The sequence below is a fragment of the uncultured Rothia sp. genome, assembly GCF_937976295.1.
GTDB lineage: Bacteria > Actinomycetota > Actinomycetes > Actinomycetales > Micrococcaceae > Rothia.
Window position 1 is genome coordinate 1 of record NZ_CALJRY010000134.1, and the last position, 23192, is coordinate 23192.

A 23192-nucleotide genomic window follows, 5' to 3' on the forward strand; every position below is an offset into this window, starting at 1 on the left:
GCTCTTCCGATCTGGGTCTTCTCTCTCCCCCCCCTGCTACCCCTGCTATACCCCTGAGAAACCGCTGAAATATCTCGGGGCACCCCTGAATATCTCGTGGCACCCCAGATCAAGACATAACGAAAGCCCGCCTTCGGTTGGATTCTCATCCAGTCGAAGGCGGGCTTTATGTGTTCAGCTACGGGAGCTTAGTGAACGTGAATGTCCGCTGCGTTCACCTCGGAACGGTCGCCGCTCCACATGGTGTGGAAGGCGCCCTCTTCGTCAATACGACCGTAGGTGTGTGCACCGAAGAAGTCACGCTGAGCCTGAATCAGGGATGCGGGCAGGCGGTCGCGGCGCAGACCGTCGTAGTAGGACAGTGCGGAGGAGAACACCGGCACGGGGATGCCCAATGCGGTTGCCTTAGCCACCACGCGACGCCAGGAAGGAACGAGCTCCTCCATGAGGTTCTTGAACGCGGGTGCCAGAAGCATGTTCGCGGGAGCCTCATCAGCGTAGGCAGCCATGATGTCGCCCAGCAGCTCGGCACGGATGATGCAGCCTGCACGCCACAGCGATGCGATGGTGTCCAGCTTCAGGTCCCAGCCGTATTCCTTGCCTGCGCGGGTGAGCAGGTCCATGCCCTGTGCGTACGCAACGAGCTTGGAGGCGAAGAGTGCGCGGCGCACATCCTCAACGAACTCGGGGTCGCCTGCACCTACGCCGGTGGTTGCGATTAGGCCTGCGGGCAGTTCGTGCTGTGCCTGCTCGCGCTGTTCACGCTCGGAGGAGGAGAGGGCGCGTTCGAACACGGACTCTGCGATAGCGGAGACGGGGGAACCGAGGTCCAGGCCGGCCTTAGCGGTCCACAGGCCGGTACCCTTCTGGCCAGCTGCGTCAACAATAACGTCGACCAGGGGCTTGCCGGTCTTTGCGTCTACCTGCGCGAGCACCTCTGCGGTGATTTCGATCAGGTAGGAGTTCAGGTCGGTCTTGTTCCAGGCCTTGAAGATTTCTGCCTGCTGTGCGGGCTCAATACCTGCCACAGAGCGGAGAATATCGTAAGCCTCGCCAATGACCTGCATGTCGGCGTACTCGATGCCGTTGTGGACCATCTTCACGAAGTGACCCGAACCGTCGGTGGAAATCCATGCGCAGCAGGGTGCGCCGTCCTGCGGTGCCTTCGCTGCAATCTTTTCGAGCATGGGGCCGATGTGCTTGTAGGACTCTGCGGAGCCGCCGGGCATCATGGAGGGGCCCCAGAGAGCGCCCTCTTCGCCGCCGGAGACGCCAACGCCTACGAAGTGCAGGCCCTTTTCAGCCAGGGCGCGCTCGCGACGGATGGTGTCGGGGAAGTGGGAGTTACCGCCGTCGATGATGATGTCGCCCTCATCGAGCATGGGGGTGAGCTGCTCGATAACTGCATCGACGGGTGCGCCCGCCTTGACCATAATCAGGATGCGGCGGGGAGACTCGAGGGAGTCGACGAGTTCCTGCAGGGACTCGGTACGGATGAAGTCGCCGTCTGCGCCGTGCTCAGCCAGCAGTGCGTCGGTCTTCTCTACGGAACGGTTGTGCAGTGCCACGGTGTAGCCGTTACGTGCCAGGTTGCGGGCGAGGTTTGCGCCCATGACAGCAAGGCCGGTGACACCAATCTGTGCCTTCTTGTTTTCAGTCATGTATATAAGGATACGCGCTTAGGGCAGGCTATATATAGGTGGAGTGCAGTTTTATGCTCGAAGGAATCACGGTTCCTGCTGGATTATCTTCGTGAGCTTCCCGCCGGGTACCCTCGCAGCAGGTTAATGGGGAGACAAAACCGGGTAAACAAAACCGGGTAAACAAAAACCCCGATACCTTGCGGTACCGGGGGTTAGCGGTGGGTCCTACCGGGATCGAACCGATGACATCCACGGTGTAAACGTGGCGCTCTACCAGCTGAGCTAAAGACCCTTAGTTCTCACTGATTCGTTGCGTTTCAGTGGCGAACACAAGAGAAAACTATACGGGTTTTTGGGTGGCTACGCAAATCCATGACACATGTTCTATGTCTCAGTATTTTTTCGTTTTCCCACCGCGCCCCACACTAAGCCACATCAAGCCATGTTGGAGCACGACCTTTTAGGTAGACCATACCCCATCGTTCCGCGCCATTCCGCCAACCCCATCGTTCCGCGCCATTTAGGTGTAAAAAGACTCTAAGTGGCACTTTTGATGCACAGTATTTTCCGTTCAGATAGTCACAAAGCGAAACCCACATCACAAAAACCCTTATTTGAGACCAAGAGACCCATCTTTAGGTCTAAGATAGTAGAGATAAGTAGCGAAGTAGACCCCACGGATCTATAGCGCTTAAACACAAAGATTGTTCGACAACGCAACAACGCGCGGCGGGCAATCTCACAACCGCACAGAAGAGAGGTTGGATTAGTTTGGCTAACGTACCGAACGAGCACTCCCTGAGCACCCTTCTTGATGGCCTGAAGGACATCGACGTAGAAGAGACCCAGGAATGGGCTGAGTCCCTCGAGGACCTTATCAAGACTCACGGCACCGAGCGTGCAGAGTACATCCTTCGCGCACTGCTCAAGGAGGCTGGCGCAAAGGGCGTAAAGGTCCCCACTCTGGTCAAGACCGACTACATCAACACCATCCCCGTAGATCAGCAGCCCGAGTACCCCGGTGATGAGGAACTCGAGCGCCAGTACCGCGCATGGATTCGTTGGAACGCAGCAATCATGGTTCAGCGTGCCCAGAAGAAGGGCATCGGCGTTGGTGGCCACATTTCCACCTTCGCAGGTGTTGCTGACCTCTACGAAATGGGTCATAACCACTTCTTCCGCGGCCGCAACCACCCCGGTGGCGGCGACCAGGTCTTCTTCCAGGGTCACTCCTCCCCCGGTGTCTACTCCCGCGCATTCGTTGAGGGCCGCCTGAGCGAAGAGCAGATGGACGGCTTCCGTCAGGAGAAGACCAAGGGCGCAAACGGTATTCCTTCGTACCCGCACCCCCGTTGCATGCCCGATTTCTGGCAGTTCCCGACCGTTTCCATGGGTCTGGGCCCCCTGAACGCAATCCACCAGGCATCCTTCAACAAGTACCTGCACAACCACAAGATCAAGGACACCTCCGAGCAGCACGTCTGGGCATTCCTGGGCGACGGCGAAATGGACGAGCCCGAGTCGCGTGGTGCACTGCAGCTGGCAGCAAACGAGCACCTGGACAACCTGACCTTCGTCGTCAACTGCAACCTGCAGCGTCTGGACGGCCCCGTTCGCGGTAACGGCAAGATCGTTCAGGAGCTTGAGGCATTCTTCCGCGGCGCAGGCTGGCACGTCATCAAGGTCCTGTGGGGCTCCGACTACGACGAGCTGCTCAAGAAGGACAAGAGCGGCAAGCTCATCCAGCTGATGAACGAAACCCTCGACGGTGACTACCAGACCTTCCGCGGCGAAGACGGCGGCTACATCCGCGAGCACTTCTTCGGCAAGTACCCCGAGACCAAGGAACTGGTTGCAGACCTGACCGACGAGCAGATCTTCAACCTGCGCCTGGGTGGCCACGACGACAAGAAGCTCTACGCAGCCTACAAGGAAGCTATGGAGACCAAGGGCAAGCCCACCGTCATCCTGGCACAGTCCATTAAGGGTGCGGAGCTCGGCCCCTACTTCGAGGCACGTAACTCCACCCACCAGATCAAGAAGTTCACCATGGAAGCACTGAAGGGCTTCCGTGACCACCTGAACATCCCCATCTCCGACGAGGAGCTGGAGAAGGATCTGTACAACCCGCCGTACTACGTACCCGAGGCAAGCCACCCGGCACTGCAGTACATGCACGCACGCCGTAAGGAGCTCGGCGGTTACCTCCCGGGTCGCGCAAACGCACAGCCCGAGATTACCCTGCCCGAGTCCAAGGTCTACGCACAGACCAAGAAGGGCTCCGGCAAGCAGACCGCTGCTACCACCATGGCGTTCGTCCGCCTGATGAAGGACCTCATGCGTGTGAAGGGCTTCGGTCACCGTATCGTTCCCATCACCCCCGATGAGGCACGTACCTTCGGTATGGACTCCTTCTTCCCGTCCGCTAAGCTGTACAACCCCAACGGCCAGAACTACGTGCCCGTTGACCACCAGCTCATGCTGACCTACACTGAGTCCCCCGAGGGCCAGATTGTTCACGTGGGTATTAACGAGGCAGGCGCAACCGCAGCGTTCACCGCTATCGGTACCTCCTACGACACCCACGGCGAGCCGATGATTCCGATTTACATCTTCTACTCGATGTTCGGTTTCCAGCGCACCGGCGACGCCTTCTGGGCAGCTTCCGACCAGATGTGCCGCGGCTTCGTCATCGGTGCAACCGCAGGTCGTACCACCCTGTCCGGTGAGGGTCTGCAGCACAACGACGGTCACTCCCCGATCCTGGCGTCCACCAACCCGGCGTTCAAGATCTACGACCCGGCATACGGCTACGAGATCGCTCACATCGTTGAGCGCGGTATCGAGCAGATGTACGGCACCAAGGACGAAGACCACAACGTCATGTACTACCTGACCGTGTACAACGAGCCGATTCACCAGCCTGCTGAGCCGGCAAACGTTGACGTTGAGGGCATCATCAAGGGTATCCACAAGATCAGCGAGTCTCCGCTGACCTCCGGCCCCAAGGCACAGCTGCTGGCATCCGGCGTTGCTGTTCCGTGGGCCGAGAAGGCTCAGAAGCTGCTGGCTGAGGACTGGGGCGTCTCCGCAGACGTCTGGTCCGTCACCTCGTGGACCGAGCTGCGCCGCGACGGCATTGCCGCTGAGGAAGAGGCTCTGCTGAACCCGAACCAGCCCGCTCGCGTTCCTTACGTGACCCAGAAGCTGGCTGGCGCTGCTGGCCCGATCATCGCGACCACCGACTTCTCCTCGGAGGTTCCCGACCAGATCCGCCAGTTCGTTCCGAACGACTTCGCAACCCTGGGTGCTGACGGCTTCGGCTTCGCAGACACCCGCCCGGGTGCACGTCGCTTCTTCCACATCGATGCAGAGTCGGTTGTTGTCCGCACCCTGCAGATGCTGGCAAAGCGCGGCGAGGTTGCAGCAGACGTTCCCGCGAAGGCATTCGCTAAGTACGACCTGCTGAACGTGAACGCTAACTCCGAGCTGGAGCAGCACTAAGCATTTAGCGGTAGAACCCCGGTTCTGCGTTAGACGCTAAACGATGCCCCCGGTTGATGATTCATCAACCGGGGGCATTCGTTTTTTAACTCAACTGCATGTTTTAAGCGATGTAGCCCGCAGGTAACGTATTACCTCCGGGCTACATCAGTTATGGGGAAATCAGTGATAGGGGTTAGCCGGCGAAGTGGCCGGTCACCTCCGCCAGACGCGCCGGATTCACCAAATCAGGGTGCGTACCCTCCAACAGCACCGCCCGGAACGACGACGCATGCGCCTCCCAACCCGCCGCATCCAGGTACGGCTGATCCTCATGCGGCACACCCACCAGCAACACATCACCATCAAAGAACGCCTGCTCAGCACCACGCATCAACGCCGCCGAAGCACGCATACTACCCAAGCACACGCCCAACTTCTCCTCCGGTAGGTAACCCATCGCCGAACCCGCCCGCTGCAGACGCTCCAACGTACCGGGCAAATCAAGCTGCTCATCGGCGGCAGGCTCCGGCAAACCGCCCATACGCAGCAGCGCACGGAAGCTCTCCTGCTCATCCGGCGCCGGCACGCCCTGCCACTGCTCCGAAGGATACGCATCCAACAGAACCACGCGCTCAACCTGCGCACCCGCAGCCTGCGCCAAAGCCGCCACCTGCACCGCGGCAGTACCGCCCACAGACCAGCCCATCAACGCAAAACGACGCGGCAACGAACGCTCCGCCAGAGTCTTCTCAATCAGCTTCAGGTAGCCCTCAGCCAGCTCCTGCAGGCTCGACGCAAAGCCAGCCTGCGGGTCAGAAAACGCCTCAGCCTGCAAAGCATACACACCCTGCTGAGCCGGAAGATGCGAGAGGTACCCCGCATAGCACCAGCCCAAACCACCCGCAGGCGGCAGGATAAACAGCGGCGCGGGGGCATCGGTAGCGTCATACGCAGCAGGCTGCTCGCGCAGCGGCAGAACCGGCGCGAACTCCGCACCCTCGCCGCGCTCGCCCGCAATGGACGCCGCCAAAGCCTGCACGGTCGGATGCGCAAACAGCGCACCAATACTCACGCTCAGACCCAGCTGCTCCTCAACCGCGGCAATCACCTCAAGAGCCGCCAGCGAATGACCACCCGAAGCGAAGAAATCCTCATCCACGCCGAAACGCTCACGACCCAGCACACCCGCAATAATCGAGCACAGTTGCTGCTCCAGCAGACCGTGCGGACCCTCAGCGCCAGAACTCTGCGGGGTCAGGTCGAGGGACGCCAACAGCTTGCGATCCGCCTTACCGGAGGGGCTCACCGGCAGAGCAGGCAGGGTGTGCCACAGGGTCGGAACCATGTAGTCCGGCAGAACCTGCGCGCAATGCTCACGCGCCGCCTCCACCAGCTGCTCGGCACGCTCGGCGGACACGTCGCCCACCTCCAGCACCGCCGCCAGGGCAGGCTCACGCAGACCGCGGTACAGCAGAGCCACCGAAGCACTCACGCCCTCAACCGCGGCAAGAGCCATCTCAATATCGCCCAGCTCCAGGCGCTGACCGCGCACCTTAATCTGGTAGTCCGTGCGGCCGCGGTAGCCGATGACGGCGCGGCCATCGGGAAGAATCTCCCAGCACGCCAAATCGCCCGTACGGTACAGGCGCTGGCTCTCACCATTCAGCAGCGCGAGCGCACCGGCAGGAGCCTGCTCCACGAAAGCCGCCGCGGTCGCCTGCGGGTTGTTCTTGTAGCCGCGTGCCAGCTGCACGCCCGACAGGTGCAGTTCACCGGTCACGCCCACCGGCACGGGGTGGCCGGTCGGGTCAAGAATCAGGGTGCCGGTGTTCCAGACCGGCTCGCCAATGGGCACGCTCTCACGCTGCGGGTCGGCGGAAGTCTCCCAGAAGGTCACGTCCACCGCCGCCTCGGTCGGGCCGTACAGGTTCAGCGGGTACACGCCCAGAACCTCGCCCGCAGCCTGCACCTGGTCCTTCTGCAGAGCCTCGCCCGAGCAGACCACGTAGCGCAGGGGCTGCTCTCGATCCTGACCGAAGCCGGCATCAGCCAGGATGCGGCGCGCCGCCGGCGAAGAGGTCAGCGCCGAAAGCATGGTCGGCACAAAATGCACCGCCGTGACGGACTGCTCGGCAATCACGCGCGCCAGGTAGGCGGGGTCGCGGTGACCCTCCGGGGTGGCAATGACCACGGCGGCCCCCTCGGCGAGCGGCCAGTACAGCTCCCACACGTGCACGTCAAAGGAGATGGGAGTCTTGTGCAGAACGCGGTCGCCCTCCCCCACCGGAATCTGGTGCTGCTGCCAGCGCAGGCGGTTATCAATCGCGCGGTGGCTAATGGCAACGCCCTTAGGCCTGCCCGTGGAGCCGGAGGTGAAGAGCACGTAAGCATCCTCGTCCAGGCCGGTTTTCACGCCGGGAAGCTCCTCGGCGGCGGGTGCCTGTACAGGTTCCTCGATGCTCAGCTGCGGTAGGGTGTGCTGGGGCAGGTTCGCGTGACGTGCAGGATCCTGCGGGTTCAGCTCCTGCGCGCTCAGCGGATGCAGACCGGGCCCGTGCAGCAGCAGGGAACATTCGGCGTCCTCCATCATCACACCCACACGCTCGGCGGGCAGATCCGGAAGCACCGGCACGTAGGTGGCGCCCGCGTACAGCAGGGCGTACAGCGCCACGTACTGCTCCACACCGCGGTGCACACGCAGACCCACCGCATCGGCGGGGCGAACGCCCCAGTCCAGCAGCTGCGCGGCAAGCGCACGGGCGCGCTCATCCAACTCGGCGTAGGTGAGGGCGCGGTCAAAAGCGTAGGCGCGCTCCGACTCGGGGGTGAGCACCTCACCGGGCGCGGGGGCAGAATCCAGCACCGCGAGCGCCTGCGGATGCGCCGCCACCGAATCACGGAAGCGACCCAGCAGGGTCTTGTACTGTAGCGGATGCTCGGTCAGCGCCGGGGCGGTCAGCTCGCGCAGGGTCGCAAGCTCCGCCTCGGTCGCCAAACCCAGGTTGTTCAGGGAGGCACCCTCGCGCTGCGCCTGGACGGCGTGGGCGGGCAGCCACTCGCTCAGGCGGGCGGCGTGGCGTTCCAGCTCCTCGGCGGTGTAGAGTGCCGGGTTCATGTCAATCTCGCATGAGATGCTGTTGCCGCGGCCGGGCATGCCGCGCAGGGTGAAGGTCGCGTCAGCAACGGGACCGGCAGAGATATTGTGGATGCGCGCGGTCGGTACCGGTTGTGCAGCTCCGGACTCGTCCTTGGTGGGTGCCGCCAGCGGCAGCACCGCGTCAAAGGGCACCACGTTAATCTGCGCACCAAACAGCCTGGACTGGGCGTTACGCGCGGTACGTTCGAGGTCTTCCTGACGAGCCAGCGGATGCTCAGCATTGCGGGCGTACTGCTCCTTCACCGAGTGCAGGGACTCCGCAATGGGACCGGTCGCCGCAACCTTCACCGGCAGAACATTCACCGCGGTACAGCCGGTCTGCGCGCTCGCCGCACCCAGGGCGCGGGTCGCCTCCGGCAGGGTGCGGGCGAACATGCGGTTCATCTGCGGCACGCCAAACGAAGCCTGCGGGTAGCCGCCCACACGCGCCAGGTACGAGCCGACGGCGGCGGTCGCCAGCACCGGCCAGGAGACGGCGTGCTGCTTTGCCGCATCCAGCAGAGCCTGCTGGGTGGGCACGTCAATGCTGAACGCCAGGCGCACAGACCGCGCCGACGGGGAGGCGGTACGACCCGCCAGGGAGGTGTCTTCCTGTTCCAGGGCGCCACTCGCCTCCCAGAAGGCGACGTCTTCGTCACGGGCGTCGGAGGCGGCATCGTCGGCGTCGAGTAGCTGTTGCAGGCTCATGCGGCGGGTTGCCGGGACCGGCTGACCGGCGGACAGGGCGCGGTATATCGCCGCCACGCGGGAGAGGCCGTTGAACGCGGCGAACCCGTCGGCGACCACGTGGGAGAAGGAATGGTACACCCAGAGGAACCCGCCGTAACGCACCACTGCGCTGCGCACGGTCACGCCCTCATCGGTGGTGAGGGGCTGGGCGAGCAGGCGCTGCGCCCAGGCGCGCACCGGCGCGGGCAAATCAGATTCGGCCAGGTCAGAGACGTTCTCTTCCCCTGCCTCGGCGGTGCCGTTCAGCTCCCCCTCCTCCAGTTCGCCCTCCTCCAGTTCGCCTCCGTCCACGAGCAGGTCAATGCCCGAAAGGAACGCCTCAAGCGGCAAAATCTGCTGGGAGGCGGCACCATCGGCAATGCGGGTGCGCACGCGGAAGCCCTCGTTCTCGCGGTAGAGCTGCACCAGCGCCTCACGCAGCAGGGTGAGGTCGGTGTCCGCGGGGCATTGCAGAACCTCCGCGGTGTTGTAGCAGGGGTTCGTCGGGTCAATCGCCGCGGCAAAGTAGATGCCGCGTGCGTTCGTGGTCAGCGGTAGCCAGGGGCTGTCAGCACTGTGCTGTGCGGAGGGGTTCGCGGCGGTGCGAAGGTCAGCAGTCCCGAAGCTAGCGGGTGCGGTAGTATCAGCTACGCCCATGGTGGCCTCTCAAGCTCTGGATCAGGGGTCTGGATTAGGGATGATATGCGGTGTGAAGAAAAACGAGGCGAGTAGCAAACACCCCGGGCACCCGTCTGCATTCGCGGCAGGCGGGCACTCGGGGTGCGGTAACGCTTAGCCCAGGCGGGAGGCGATGAACTCCACGGTCGGGTTCTCCACCAGCTCGGTAAACTCAATCACGGCGCCTTCGGCAGCAAGATCATCGAGCAGTGCGAAGGAACCCATCGAGTCCAGGCCCAGGGAGAACAGGTCGGTGGTCGGCTCGTCAAAAGCGGTCTGCAGGGAGTCGGGCTCGACGATGTACTTCTCCATGATGGGGCGCAGGGTCTCAAGTGCGGACATTTTTCTCCTCAATAGGGTTAGGAATACGGGCGTAAGGTTGAGCCGAAAATGGCCTAGCTCAATGGGTTTACTAGTTCAAGGGGCTTAGCCGAAAATTTCGGCAAGCTTGGCGCGCAGTTCGCGGCGAGAAATCTTACCCACGTTCGTGGTGGGCAGCTCCTGCAGGACCTGCACGCGCTCCGGGATCTTGAAGTCGGCGAGCTTCTTCGAGGTGAAGAACTCGTGCATCGTGCGGCGCGGGTTTTCGCCCAGGTCGGCGCCTTCCTGCGGCACAATGACCAGGCCCACGCGCTCGCCCACGGTCTCATCCGGGATGCCCAGAACCACGGCGTCAAAAACGTCGGGGTGGGTCAGCGCCAGCTCTTCAATTTCGTCCACGGCAATCTTCTCGCCATTGCGGTTAATCTGGTCCTTCGCGCGGCCGGTCACCTCAAGGTACTTGCCTGCGACCAGGCGCACAATGTCGCCGGTGCGGTAGAAGCCGTCCTCGGTAAAGCCGTAGCGGTTCGCGTTCTCCTCCAGGTAGTAGCCGCGAATCGTGTACGGGCCGCGGGTGAGCAGGTGACCGCTCTCGCCGCGCTTAACCGGCTGGTCCTGATCATCAACAATCAGAATTTCGTCGTCGGGGCTAATCGGGTAGCCCTGGGTCCTCAGACGCATCTCAATCGGGTCGGTGGAGCGGGTGTAGTTCACCAGGCCCTCAGCCATGCCGAACACCTGCTGAACGGTGCAACCGAGCACGGACTCGATCTTACCCGCAACCGCCGGAGCCAGCTTCGAGCCGCCCACCTGCAGGGTCTGCAGGGAGGGCAGGGACGCGCCGCGCTTCTCCGCGGAGGCGACCCACGCCTGAGCCAGCGGCGGCACCAGCGCGGAGGTGGTCACACCCTCCATCTCGATGAGGTGGAACGCAGTCTGCGGGGACGGATCCGCCGCAAACACCAGCTTGCCGGAGGCGCACATGACGCCCAGAATACCGGGCGAGCTCATCGTGAAGTTATGCGCGGCGGGCAGCACCACGAGCATGGTCGTGTTGTTGTTCAGCTTGCAGATATCGACCGAGCCGCGCACCGAATACAGGTAGGCGGCGTGGGTGCGAGGAATCAGCTTCGAAATGCCGGTCGTACCGCCGGAAAGCTGCAGGAACGCCACCTGCTCGCTCGCGCGCTGGTTCTCGGTGTTCTGAATGACGCCGGGCACGAACTCTTCAGCGAGCTCCTCGTCGGTCAGCGGGGTCAGCGGCTGGGCAACGTCAATAGCAACCGGCGGCTCCAGGGAGTTCTTGCGCAGCTCGGTGGCAACGTCCTCGTGCAGGGCGGTGAAATCCGCGCCGGGGGTCAGCGACGAGAACACGTGCGCCGCCGCGTCGGTGCGGGTCGCAAAGTGCACCAGCTCGGTGGTGCGGTGCTGCGGCAGGCAGAACACCGGCAGAGCTGCCGCCCAGAAAATACCCAGCAGGTACACCAGGTACTCGGCGGTGTTACCCAGCTGCAGCAGCACGCGGTCACCGGGCTGTACGCCAGCCTGAACGAGGCGCGCCGCGGCGGCACGACCCGCCGCCTCCAGCTCACCGTAGGAGAGGCGAATCTGCTGGGGCTTGCCGTCCTCATCGAGCTGCGCGTGCGAAAGCGCCACCAGCGCCGGGAAGTGCGGCTTTGCGCGGCAGGCGTCCAGCAGGAACTCGGGGATGGTCTGGTCAATCCAGTAGCCGGCTTCGCGGTACTTCGCGGCAAAAGACTCGGGGATGAGCGGTGTGGGGGCCAGGGGGCTACGTTCTACGGTCATCTTCTCTCGATTTCTGTGTTTCGGTCTTTAGGGTGTTCTCTACGGTGAGCACGATGCGGGACGGGGCTGTTTTTACGAGGGTGCAGCCCTAGGCGGCTTGTCGCAGGTCTTCCTCGCAGTCCTGCTCGCTGCGTTCAATATTCCGCTGGTGAGCCTCAATAATGCGCTCCAGGGACGGCACAATCGCACCGCGCCAGCACGCATAATCGTGACCGCCGTTGAAGGTCGTGCAGCGCGCCCTCTCCAGACCCAGCTTTTCCAGGCGCTCCTTCAACTCTCGGTGAGGCGGCACCAGAATCCACTCCTGCTCCCCCACCTCAATCTCAAGGTACAGGTGGCGCAGGCGGTCAATCTCGTCTGCCGCCTCCAGCTCGTCCAGGCGGTCCATGACCTGCGGCTGCCACAGCGACGAAGACTGCGCAATCGCGCCGCCAAACGCCTCCGGGCGGCTCAGCACCGCCAGCAGGGAGGACAGGCCGCCCAGCGACTGACCGTTAATCACAATATTCTGCGGCGCGGTCTTAATGCCGTGCACCGCCTCCAGGTGCGGGAACGCAACCTCTACCAGGTAGTCGGCAATCGGGTTGTCACCGTTCAGTTCCTTCCAGCGGTTCTCACGACCGCCAGAGTGCAGGAAGAACACGTGCATCGCCGGAATACGGCCCGCCTCGTGGGCGCGGTTGAGGGTGCGCTCCATGCCCTGACTGAACCACATCTCACCGTCAAACTGGATGAACAGCGGCGCATCCGGGGCGGGGTCGCCCACGCGACCGAGCACGTACTGGTGGCCGTCAGGGGTCTGCATCCACTCGGGGGCGGGCAGCGCGTCAATCTCTTCCTGAGTCAGGATGAACTCCTGCACCGGCGCGTGCTCAAGCTGCACCACACCCATGCAACGGCCGATACGGTTGCACACGGTCTCGGGGTTCAGCGGGTCACCCTCGCCGGAGTCCAGGGCGGCGCGCAGGCGCACCTGGTCGTCATCGCCCAGCCAGGCGGGGCGCTCGCCGGGCAACGTCGGCAAGAAGTTATAGGAGGCACGCCAGGTGGTTTCCATCTGCATGCTCAGCTGCCACCAGCCGGTGCCCTCGATGCGGGCCATGAGGGAACGGTCAAGGTTCTTCTCATCGGTCAGGCGGTTGATGAACATGAGCACCTGCTCCGCCTGCTCGTTGTGGTACAGGAAGGTGACGATACGCTCGTTCTCACAGATACTGCCGTCTTCGCGGCGCACCGGCTCGATGATGGGGGTGCCTTCGGAGACAACCTCAACGATGCGGGCGTTCAGCTCTTCGGGGCTGACCGCCTCGGCGATGAGGGCGCTGATGAGGGGGCTGTCCACGCGCGGTGCCGGTACGGGGCGCGGGGTCTTGGGAGGGCTCGGGCGCACAGCCGGCGCAACGGTACGAGGCTGCGCAGAAACAACCTGCACAGACGCAGTCTGTTCAGACGTGCTCTGTGCGGGAATGCTCTGCGCGGGAACGGTCGCGGTGGGTTCGTGCTCGCCCAACGGTTCCTCCTTGGTCTGTGGAAACACTCAATCGGTGAGAATCGGTGAGGAGGCGCATTATCACTAGTTAGCCTCCACTACCTCACTCTATGGTATCCCTTACCCAAACTCCAGCCAAAGGAAAAAGTGAAAGAACCAAAAGATGACAAGAATGACAGCGAACACACGCTACTAAGACCTCGGCATGAAGCCACCGCGACTTCTTTTCCCCCGCCCAGACCAGCCCAGAAGTTAAATGAGATGAGGCACCGAGACCGTGCATCAAACCTCTCAAGTTACAACTTTCAAAGTCTCATGCGGCAGTCTCGGTGCCTCATCTGCGGGTTCCCAAAATGGAACCTACCCAGTGCTCGGATCCGTTCATGCGTCAAATACGGGCGAGCACCGGGTAGGCGCCCTACGCGCAGGGGATCCTGGGTCCCTCAGATCCTAACGTTCGCTGCTCGGCGCAATGCCAAGCTTTTCCACCCGTACTGAGACAGTTGGTGCAAACTCCCACGCGGCTTAGGGGCGAAAACTATTCGCTTTCGCGGGCCGCCGAAATAGCGTCAGCGGCAATATGAATTGTTTGGTTCTCCTTCGGAATCACCAAAGGGGTACCAGTGCATGGATCAGGAATAATGACCGATTGCAGGTCAAAAACTTCCTGAATAAGTTCCGGTGTAATTATCGCACGCGGATCGCCCTGAGCGATAATCCGACCCTGCTTCATTAACACAACATGAGTAGCATACCTGAAAGCGAGGTTCAGGTCATGCAACACCACCGCTACCGTTCGGCCTTCGGAATGCAACTTCTTCGTCAGGTTCAGCACCTCAATCTGGTGCGTGATATCCAGGTAGGTGGTCGGTTCATCCAGCAGAATCAGCGGAGTCTGCTGCGCCAAGGTCATGGCAATCCACACGCGCTGACGCTGACCGCCCGAAAGCGCCTCAATGGGGCGCTCAGCAAGCTCCAGCACGTTCGCCGCCTGCATCGCCTCCACGCAGGCACGCTCGTCCTCATCGGACCAGGAACGCAGTAGCGACTGGTGCGGGTAGCGGCCGCGCGCCACCACATCCGCCACGGTCACGCCGCTGGGCGCCTCCGGGGTCTGCGGCAGCATCGCCAGAATCTTAGCGATAGCGCGGGACTTCATCTGCGGCAGCGGGGTGCCGTCCAGGCGAACCTCGCCGTCCTTGAGCGGATTCACGCGGGCAAGAGCCTTCAAGGTGGTCGACTTGCCGCAGGCATTCGGGCCCAGGATGACGGTCAGCTCCCCCTCCGGCACCTGAAAATCTACCCCGTTGAGCACCGTATGCTCACCGTAGGCAACCACCATGTTCTCGCCTTCAAGGCGGGTCGTCACACTGGTGTTCACTAGCTCTTCTTCCTTTCGAGGTAAATCAGGTAAATCAGGTACAGGCCACCAATCGCACCGGTCACCACACCCACCTGAATGATGCGTCCGGGAACAGCGAATCGGCCAATCAGGTCGGAGCCGAGCACCATCAGCGCGCCCATGAGTGCCGCGGAGGTGAAGCCCACCCCGCCGCTGCGGGAGAGAGTCTTCGCGATGTGCGGTGCCGCCAGGGCAACGAAGGCAATCGGGCCGGTCGTCGCGGTCGCCAGCGAAACCAGAAGCACACCGATAAACAGAGCCGCCACACGGTACGCGTTCACGCTCACACCCAAACCGGATGCCACCTGGTCACCAAAACGAATCGCGCCCAGCGGGCGGACCAGCATCAGCAGCAGCGGAGTCACCACGAGCAACAGACCCAGCAGCGCGTAGGTGCGCTCCCAGGTGATGTCATTCAGCGAACCGGCAAGCCAAGACGCCGCAGTCTGCGCCTGAGTCAGCGAAGCACGCACCACCAGCAGCGAATTAAACGCCGCCAGGGTCGAACCCACACCAATACCGACCAGCACCAGGCGGAAACCGTGCAGGCCCGTGCGGCGCGTCAGCAACCACACCAGCACCGAGGTCGCCAAGCCGCCAACCACAGCGCCCAGGGCAACCTCAACGGGGCCGGAATTGAACACAATAATCTGCAGCAGCGCACCGGTCGCGGCACCATTCGTGAAACCGATAATATCCGGCGAACCCAGGGCATTACCCGAAATCACCTGGAAAATCGCACCCGACAGAGCAAGTGCCGCACCCACCAGAAGCGCCGCCACAATACGCGCCGCACGCTGCTGAGCGAAAGTCACCGTAATCTGCTTACCCTCACCCAGCAACGCCGGGATTAGCTTCTCCGGGGCGATCTTGTAGTCACCCTGCAACATGCCCCAAAACGCCAGCGCCGCAATCAGCACCACCAACGCCACATTCAGAATCAGCACACGCCAGGGCACCTGAGCGCTCACAGGACCACGCACCGTCAGCACCGGGCGGCCACCCAAATCGCGGCCACGACGACGCGCAGAACGATTAGCGGGGGTGGTGGCGGTCGCCATCGAAAGAGCGGAAGAATTCGACATTAGAGAGCCTCCACCTTACGACGAGTCATCAAGAACAAGAACACCGGGGCACCGGCAAGAGTCGCCACAATACCCACCTGAGTCTCCTGCGGAGCCACCAGCACACGCGCCAACACGTCAGCACACAGCAGCCACACCGGACCCAACAGCGCCGAACCATAATTCACCCAGCGCACATCATTACCGAGCAAAGCACGCACCACAAACGGCACCGCCAAACCCACAAAACCAATCGGACCCACCGCAGCAGTCGCCGCACCGGCAAGCACCGTCACCGCCAGCAACGTCAAATTCTGGGTCGTACGCACACTCACGCCGAGGCTGGTCGCCGCCTCCTCGCCCATACTCAGAGCATTAATCGCAGGAGCCACAAAGAACGCCACCAGCAAACCCAGCACAATCACCGGACCCACCGTCGACGCAATATCCATACCGCGGCCCTCCAGCGAACCGGCAACCCAGATACGGAACTCGTTATACGCATCCTGATCAGCCAAAATCAAGCCCTGCGCAATCGCCGACAGCGCCGCAGAAATCGCCACACCCGCCAACGCAAGCTTCACAATCGACCCGTCACGGCCACGACCCAGCGTATACACCAGCACCGCAGCCAACGCGCCACCAATCGTCGCAGCAACCATGTACTGCCAAATACCCATCACACCAAAAACCACCACGGAGCCAATCACAGCCACCGCAGCACCGGCGTTCACACCCATCAGACCGGGCTCAGCCAGCGGGTTACGAGTCAACGACTGCATCAACGAACCGGCAACCGCCAACGCGGCGCCCGCCGCAAGACCCACCAGGGTACGCGGAATACGCTGCTCCAGCACGATCGTCTGCGCCTGCTCAGAAGCAGTTCCATTGAAAACAGCCAGAACCTGATCCGGCGGAAGATTATTCGACCCAAACAGCAAAGAAGCAGCCACAGCACCCACCAAAAGGACCGCAAACAAGAACAGAAAAGCCAGGCGTTTACCCAACTTCTGCCCCTGAATCACAGACCCTTGACGGGACGTACTCTCCTGCTGAACATCTCGGGACAATGAGCTCGTGCGGGCCACTATGCTCCTTATGCTCGATACAAGAAAACGGGGAGGCGCACCCGGCGCACCCCGCAGGAGGGGCACCCGGTACACCGGTAGATAACGAGAGAAACGCCGGAGCGGGTAGGGTACTCCCCCACCCGCATCCGACGTTAAGTCTTAGCGCTTACGGGTCAGCAGCAGCGCAGCGGCACCCACAATGCTTACGCCCAGAACCACCACGCCAATCCACGGGAACGCAGCACCGTAAGTCACGGTCTGAACGGTGGATGCGGTGTTAGCCGCACCCGAAGCCGAAGCGCTCGGGTTCGACGCGGTACCGCGCGCAACAGCCGAAGAGGATGCGCTCGCCGAAGCGGTCGCATTCTTCTGTGCATCCGCAGAAGCCGAAGCAGCGGGAGCGGCGGAAGAACCGGAAAAGTCGGAAGAGCCAGCTTCCGCGTTCAGACGGTCGTACTCTTCCTTGGTGATGGTGTTGCCGTCAGCATCGGTGTACACGGTCTCAGTATCAGCCGTGCCACCTGCCGCACCATTCGAGGAACCGTTCGAGCCGCCATTGGACGAGGACTCGTTGGAATCATTAGAGCCCTGAGCGTCGTCTGCAGAGTCGGAGTTGTTAGAGTTTGAACCGCCATTCGAGGAACCACCGTTGCTCCTCGAGCTGGAAGAGCTACCGCTCGAGGACGAACCCGAAGAGTTCGAGGAGGAATTATCCGAACCACCCTCGCCCACCACGGTGAACTCCGGGCTACGGTTGGTGTACGCCTCGGTACCCAGGTAATTGCCGTCCTTGTCACGCTTCTCACCGGTCGCAAGGAAACGCAGAGTGTGGGTGCCAGTGCCAACATCCGGCAGAACGAAGGAACCGGAAACATTGCCGTTACCATCGGTCTTCTGCTGGTGCACTACGCAAGCACCCTGAGCCGCATCGGAGGGGCACAGGTTGCCGTCGTCCACCTTCACGGACACCACAGTGTTCGCGGGGAAACCGCTCACGCTAAAGGAAATCACGCCGTGCTCGCTCACAGAGGAGGACACGGTCGAGGAGGTGCCGGGGGTAGATGCCTTCGCACCGCCCGGAGGCAGAGCGGATGCGGTACCAACGCCCAAGCCCAGAGCCAGGGTTGCGGCGGCGCAGGCGGTCAGCGCCTTAGAGGTCAGGGATGCCTTCGGGGCTCCCGAAAAAGGTGCACGCATGGTGGTCCTTTCAAAAGTACCGGGGTCGAATCTGAACGCTACCGGATTCGTTTCGGTGCAATTCAGCGGGTTGTGACCCGAGTGGTTGGAGGGGCACCCGCTCCACGCCCCCTGTTCAAGGGTGCGGAGCGTGAGCCGCTGTGAATGTGTGGTCAGAGCTTACTTCTTGGAGGTGCGCAACAGCAGAGCCGCAGCCAAAACCACCAGGCCAGCCGCCGAGAGCAGCAGGTTATTGGCGTTGTTGACCAGCCACTTGGTCATACCGGTCAGCTGAGTACCCTCAATGACGGGGCCCTGCGCCTTCGTACCTGCGGCAGAGTTCTGGGTACCCTGCGTGTTCTGCGAGTTCTGCGAACCGGCGGCTGCCTTCACAGCCTTCTTCGCGGCGCCGTCAGTCTTCTGCACGGCGGATGCCAGGCTCTTCTGCGCGTTCTGAACCTTCGCCTTAGCCTGCACGCGGTTCACAACCGGAGCGGTGCTCTGCGCCAGGGCGGCGAGGGAGGCGTCCACGTCGGTGGCGCGGGTGCTGATCCGACCGCCCGCGTTGCGCATGGGCACGGGTGCCGTGGAGGTTGCGGTTGCGGGGTTCTCGTTCAGCTCTTCAACCAGCTGGTCGGTGGCGTCCTGCTCATCGCGGGAAACATCCTGACGAGGGGTAACGGCACGTTCCACGGTCATGTCTGCGAAGCCGAGCACCGCATTTTCAGCACCCTGGTTGCCGTTGTGCACGACCACACGGTAGGTGGCGGCGGGCATGCTCACGCTGGTTTCGTAGCTGAAGCTGCGGTTGCTATCCAGTTGCTTCCAGCCGGAGCCGTAGAGGGTCTGCGGGGAGTTGCCGAGGTAGGTTGCGGCGTACACCCAGGTACCCGGTTCAGCGTTCGGCACGGTCACGGTCACGGTGGAGCCGTCACGGCTCACCTGCACGCCGTTGCCGTTGGTCAGTTCGGAGGCGTTGACCGGCTCGGGTGCGTCACCGGGGGCGTACTCGCCGATGGTGAAGGTGGTGTTGATGCCGCCCTGGCTGTTGGCGCCGCCGTAGGTTCCGGATCGGTCGCCCTCACGCAGGCTACCGGTCAGCAGTCGCAGAGTGTGCTCACCGGAGGCGTACTTGGCGGCGTCTTCATCGTTTTTGAAGGCTGCGTTGTCGCGGGTGGGCAGGTCAATCCAGGTGTCAATATGGCCGTTTTCATCGGGGGTGATAATAGCCCAGATGGTGCGGTTATCGTGAACCGCGGTGGCGTCGTTGCGGGATACCTTGCCGTCGTCAATCTTCAGACCGATAACGGATGCCTTCTTATCGTCAGGGTTGCACCAGCCGTCACCGGTCAGGTGCAGTTTGCCGCCCTGAACCGCCTTGGGGTTCTCGATGGTCAGGCGCGGGGTGAAGGAGCCGTCTGCGGGGGCACAGGTTTTCGAGTCTGCACTGGGTGCAGGGGTCGGTTCTGCGGTTGCGCTCGGCTCGGCGGTAGCAGAAGGCTCAGCCGTAGCGCTCGGCTCTGCAGTAGCGGTCGGCTCAGCGGTTGCACTGGGCTCTGCAGTTGCACTGGGTTCCGTAGTAGGCGCAGCGGTTGCGCTCGGTTCCGCGGTAGCAGAGGGCTCTGCGGTTGCGCTGGGCTCAGTGGTAGCAGAAGGCTCAGTGGTGGGTACCGGGCTCGGAGCCGGATCGTTCAGCGTAATATTCTGCGACACAGATACGCGACGGTCATAGGTGTTACCGTCCGCATCCACACCGCCCAGGGAGCCGGAAAGCACCTGGATACGGTGGCTGGTACCCTCCACGGTCCAGCCCTTGTTCTTCAGCTGCTCAGCGGTCAGGCCGGTGTTTTCTGGGGTCGGCAGGGACACCTCAACCTCAAAGGTGCCATCCTCCTTGGCGATTGCCATGAAGTTCGCGGGCGAGTTGCCGCCCTCGTTGGTGAGCGGGTTAATCGCCTGGTGAGCCTCATCCGGCAGGGCGTCGAGGAACTTCACAGCAAACACTGCGCCGCGGCCGGATGCGGTGCTGGTGAAGCCGGTTCCACGCAGCACGAGCTTGCCTTCGCGCCACTTCTCGGTGGAGACGGTCACGGTAGCCTTATCAGCCTGCTGGGTGGCGGCGGGGGTGTCCGCGAAGGCGATGGTGGTACCGGTCAGCGCGGCTCCGGGGGTGATGAGCGCGCCGGCGAGCGCCACGACGGCACCGTAGCGGGCTGCAGTGCGTGCGGGTCGAGTTTCGGTCATGGTAGTCCTTGAAGATGGTGTGGTGGGTCGTGCATCCCCTTCCCGCCGCGGCGGTGTTTTAAGCCGCGGCGGAAGGGGTTAGGAAGCTTCATCAGGTGATTGCTTCACGGGGTGTTTAGAACGGGGCGTTTAGACCGGAAGCGCCTTCTTGACGTCTTCAATAATGCCGTTGAGCAGCAGCGGGCCGCCGGTGGAGGTCCACTTGGAGCCGTCCACGAGAATCACGTTGTCGTTCTTGACTGCATTCAGGCTGGTGAAGCCGGAGGTTTCCTTCGCCTTATTCAGTGCTTCTTCGGCGCCCTGCAGATCTGCGGAGCCCTGCGCGTTCGGGTTCTGCTGGCTTGCACCGCCGAGGGTGCCCAGGAACATGTAGTCCGCGTCGATGGATGCCAGGTTCTCCAGGGAGACGGGCTCGGAGTGGCCCTGGCCGACGCGGTCCTGCGACTCGGGGCGCTTGAGGCCCAGGTCGTTGAGTACCTGACCGGCGGGCAGTTCCTTGAGAATCAGTGCGGGGCCGTTGCCTGCCCAACGAACGATGGAGAAGGTCTTGTCGCCGTACTTGGGGGCGAGCTGCTCCTTCAGCGCTGCGGCGCTTGCTTCGTATGCCTTGATGACCTCTTCGCCCTTGTCAACCATGTTCATGGCGTTGGCGACGTTGCGGAAGTTGATGCGCCAGTCGCCGCCCGCGTAGCCGCAGTAGACCACGGGGGCGATCTTCTTGAGGGTTTCATAGGATTCGGAGCGCTTGTCCACGCCGGTGGAGTCAACGAGAATCAGGTCGGGTTCAAGGTTGCCGATCTGCTCGTAGTTGACCTGGGCGACGGTGCCGATAATCTGCACGTCCTTGGCGCGGTCGGCGAGGTAGTTGGGTACGCCGGACTGACCGCGACCGGAGACGGAACCGACGGGGGTCACGCCGAGGGCGAGCACGCCGTCGAGGGTGGGCTCGGAGAGGACGATGACCTTCTGCGGGTTGACGGGAACTTCTACGTTCTCGTCGTCAATGTCCTTGATGGTACGGGTGCCGCTGTTGCCGCCGGAGGTGGAACCGCCGGAAGTGGTGGTCGTGGTGGTCTCGCTGCTGCATGCCGCGAGGGCGAGAGCAGCCGATGAGGCGAGCGCCAGGCCGAAGAAGGCGCGGCGGTTAACGCCCGGTGCGCCCTGGTTTTCGGTGTCGGTCAGCTCGGTTCGGTTGAAAGACATAGTTCCCCCTAAGTGTGACTAAACTATACCTAACCTTACAGATATCTGAGTGCTACATCAAGACGTGTTCAGTTTGCCTTCTCTGAGCGTCAGGATGCCCGGTTTTACCGCGGAATTCCGCGGGTAACATATTTCACTCTTTGTCACAGTCTTGCTGACACTATGTCGCTTAAATGGGTGGCCCTCCCCGCCAGTTTTCGCTATACATCTGCGGCGGCTGAGACGCTGAGAAAGGGCTGAAAAGGGTCGAGAAAGCGAGGCACGCAAAACGCCCCGCCGCGAAGAACCGCGACGAGGCGCAGTCTTCGCAACGGGGCGTTGAGGTTTTATAGATGCGGGGTACAGATACTGGCTAGTACCGTTACCGACAAGTACCGTTACCGGCGAGTACCGCTAGTGGCAGCAGCCGCAACCGGTGCCGGAACGCTGAACCGAAGCAGCCGCCGCACGCAGGGAGGCGATCGCCGCCTCCGGGCCGCCGAGCGCCTCGTCCACGCCGTAGACCGAGCTGCCGGCAACGAAGCAGGTTGCGCCCGCCTCCGCCGCACGCAGGATGGTCTCTTCGGCGATGCCGCCGTCCACCTGCACGGTCACCGGTAGGTTCGCGCCCTCAATCGCCTTGGCGGCGCGGGCAATCTTCGGCAGGGTCACCTCCAGGAAGGCCTGGCCACCGAAGCCGGGCTCCACGGTCATAATCAGCAGCATATCCAGCTCACTGAGCATGTCCAGGTAGGGTTCCACGGCGGTTGCCGGACGCAGCGCCATGCCAGCCTTCGCGCCCTCAGCACGCAGGGTGCGCGCCAGCTTGATGGGGGCGATAGCCGCCTCCGCGTGGAAGGTCACCGATTCGCAGCCCATGCTGGCGTATTCGGGTGCCCAGCGGTCGGCGTCCTCAATCATCAGGTGCACGTCGAACGGCACCGGGGAGATTTCGCGCAGACGCTTGACCACCGGCGGGCCCCAGGTGAGGTTGGGGACGAAGTGGTTGTCCATCACGTCAATATGCGCGGCGTCTGCGGTGCTGATGCGCTCCAGCTCGCGCTGCAGGTTCGCGAAATCCGCCGAGAGAATCGACGGGTTAATGGCAATACCCATGGGGTTCCTTTCAAATCCGTGCCGTAGCGACGGGCGGGCTAATGCTGTGGGTTAGCACTGATGCTAGTTCTTACGTAGCAGGGCGAGGAACATTGCGTCAGTTCCGTGCACGTGCGGCCACAGCTGTGCGGTGGTCGGGTTCTCCGAAGCCTTCACGGCCGGGGCGCCCTTCTTGACCTTAATTTCGGGGGTGTGGCCGGGGTCCTTCTCCCCCGCCAGCACGCTCACGGGTTCGCCGTTTGCCCCTTCGGTGCGCAGGGCGACTTCGCGCAGTGCGGCGGCGGAGTCGAGCAGGCTCACCGCGCCGCTTTCGAGCACCTCAGCCACAATGTTCTGGGTTTCTGCCGCGTGCGGGGAGCAGGTCACGTAGGCGATGACGCCGCCGGGGCGGGTCGCCTCAATGGCTGCGTCCAGGAGCTGACGCTGCAGGGGCAGCAGCTCTGCAATATCGCGCGGGGACTTGCGCCAACGCGCCTCGGGGCGGCGGCGCAGGGCACCCAGACCGGAGCAGGGCACATCCACCATGACGCGGTCGAACAGCTGACCGGGCTCAATGGATTCGGGCAGGTCGGAGGCGTTCTTGCGCAGGGTCTCGCGGATCTGGCGGCCGTCGCCGGTGAGTACCGTGTAGCTGTCCTCGGGCAGGGGGC

The 23192-nt window shown here is 62.6% G+C and carries 13 protein-coding genes, 1 tRNA gene and 1 pseudogene; 1 reads left to right on the forward strand and 14 read right to left on the reverse strand.

Annotated features, from left to right (window positions below):
• Window positions 1-188: 188 nt before the first annotated feature.
• Window positions 189-1661: an NADP-dependent phosphogluconate dehydrogenase gene (gene gndA / locus Q0216_RS03385; protein ID WP_298592928.1), complete on the reverse strand. Its 1473-nt coding sequence runs from the start codon at window positions 1659-1661 to the stop codon at window positions 189-191.
• A gap of 201 nt (window positions 1662-1862) precedes the next feature.
• Window positions 1863-1935, reverse strand: a tRNA-Val gene (locus Q0216_RS03390).
• A gap of 479 nt (window positions 1936-2414) precedes the next feature.
• On the opposite strand from Q0216_RS03390, the gene aceE reads away from it, so the two are divergent.
• Window positions 2415-5147, forward strand: coding sequence for a pyruvate dehydrogenase (acetyl-transferring), homodimeric type (gene aceE, locus Q0216_RS03395; RefSeq protein ID WP_298592930.1), 2733 nt, complete (start codon window positions 2415-2417; stop codon window positions 5145-5147).
• 175 nt (window positions 5148-5322) lie between these two features.
• Here aceE and Q0216_RS03400 read toward each other — a convergent pair whose 3' ends face one another.
• The 12 genes and pseudogenes from Q0216_RS03400 to Q0216_RS03455 form a co-directional block, all read right to left on the reverse strand.
• Complete coding sequence (locus tag Q0216_RS03400) at window positions 5323-9651, reverse strand: amino acid adenylation domain-containing protein (protein WP_298592931.1); 4329 nt, start codon at window positions 9649-9651, stop codon at window positions 5323-5325.
• A gap of 135 nt (window positions 9652-9786) precedes the next feature.
• Window positions 9787-10014, reverse strand: coding sequence for a phosphopantetheine-binding protein (locus Q0216_RS03405; protein WP_219101141.1), 228 nt, complete (start codon window positions 10012-10014; stop codon window positions 9787-9789).
• Between the two features lie 84 nt (window positions 10015-10098).
• On the reverse strand, window positions 10099-11799 hold the full coding sequence (locus Q0216_RS03410) for a (2,3-dihydroxybenzoyl)adenylate synthase (protein WP_298592934.1): 1701 nt from the start codon (window positions 11797-11799) through the stop codon (window positions 10099-10101).
• Between the two features lie 88 nt (window positions 11800-11887).
• Window positions 11888-13309 (reverse strand): enterochelin esterase domain-containing protein, encoded by a 1422-nt coding sequence (locus tag Q0216_RS03415; protein ID WP_298592936.1) that lies wholly within the window; start codon window positions 13307-13309, stop codon window positions 11888-11890.
• Between the two features lie 517 nt (window positions 13310-13826).
• Window positions 13827-14669 carry an ABC transporter ATP-binding protein gene (locus Q0216_RS03420; RefSeq protein ID WP_298592938.1) on the reverse strand — a complete coding sequence of 281 codons (843 nt, stop codon included), beginning with the start codon at window positions 14667-14669 and terminating at the stop codon, window positions 13827-13829.
• Window positions 14669-15775, reverse strand: coding sequence for an iron chelate uptake ABC transporter family permease subunit (locus tag Q0216_RS03425; RefSeq protein ID WP_298592940.1), 1107 nt, complete (start codon window positions 15773-15775; stop codon window positions 14669-14671). Before Q0216_RS03425 ends, Q0216_RS03420 begins: the two co-directional genes overlap by 1 nt.
• Window positions 15775-16917 carry an iron ABC transporter permease gene (locus Q0216_RS03430; RefSeq protein ID WP_366139809.1) on the reverse strand — a complete coding sequence of 381 codons (1143 nt, stop codon included), beginning with the start codon at window positions 16915-16917 and terminating at the stop codon, window positions 15775-15777. Before Q0216_RS03430 ends, Q0216_RS03425 begins: the two co-directional genes overlap by 1 nt.
• Before the next feature lie 66 nt (window positions 16918-16983).
• Window positions 16984-18021, reverse strand: coding sequence for a plasmid partitioning protein (locus Q0216_RS03435; protein ID WP_298592944.1), 1038 nt, complete (start codon window positions 18019-18021; stop codon window positions 16984-16986).
• A 159-nt stretch (window positions 18022-18180) separates the two neighbouring features.
• Window positions 18181-20244, reverse strand: coding sequence for a peptidase (locus Q0216_RS03440; RefSeq protein ID WP_298592946.1), 2064 nt, complete (start codon window positions 20242-20244; stop codon window positions 18181-18183).
• Window positions 20245-20373: 129 nt separating this feature from the next.
• Window positions 20374-21447 (reverse strand): iron-siderophore ABC transporter substrate-binding protein, encoded by a 1074-nt coding sequence (locus tag Q0216_RS03445; RefSeq protein WP_298592948.1) that lies wholly within the window; start codon window positions 21445-21447, stop codon window positions 20374-20376.
• A 393-nt stretch (window positions 21448-21840) separates the two neighbouring features.
• Window positions 21841-22542, reverse strand: coding sequence for a ribulose-phosphate 3-epimerase (gene rpe, locus Q0216_RS03450; RefSeq protein ID WP_298592949.1), 702 nt, complete (start codon window positions 22540-22542; stop codon window positions 21841-21843).
• 63 nt (window positions 22543-22605) lie between these two features.
• Window positions 22606-23192, reverse strand: a pseudogene (locus Q0216_RS03455) (16S rRNA methyltransferase); the annotation flags it as partial.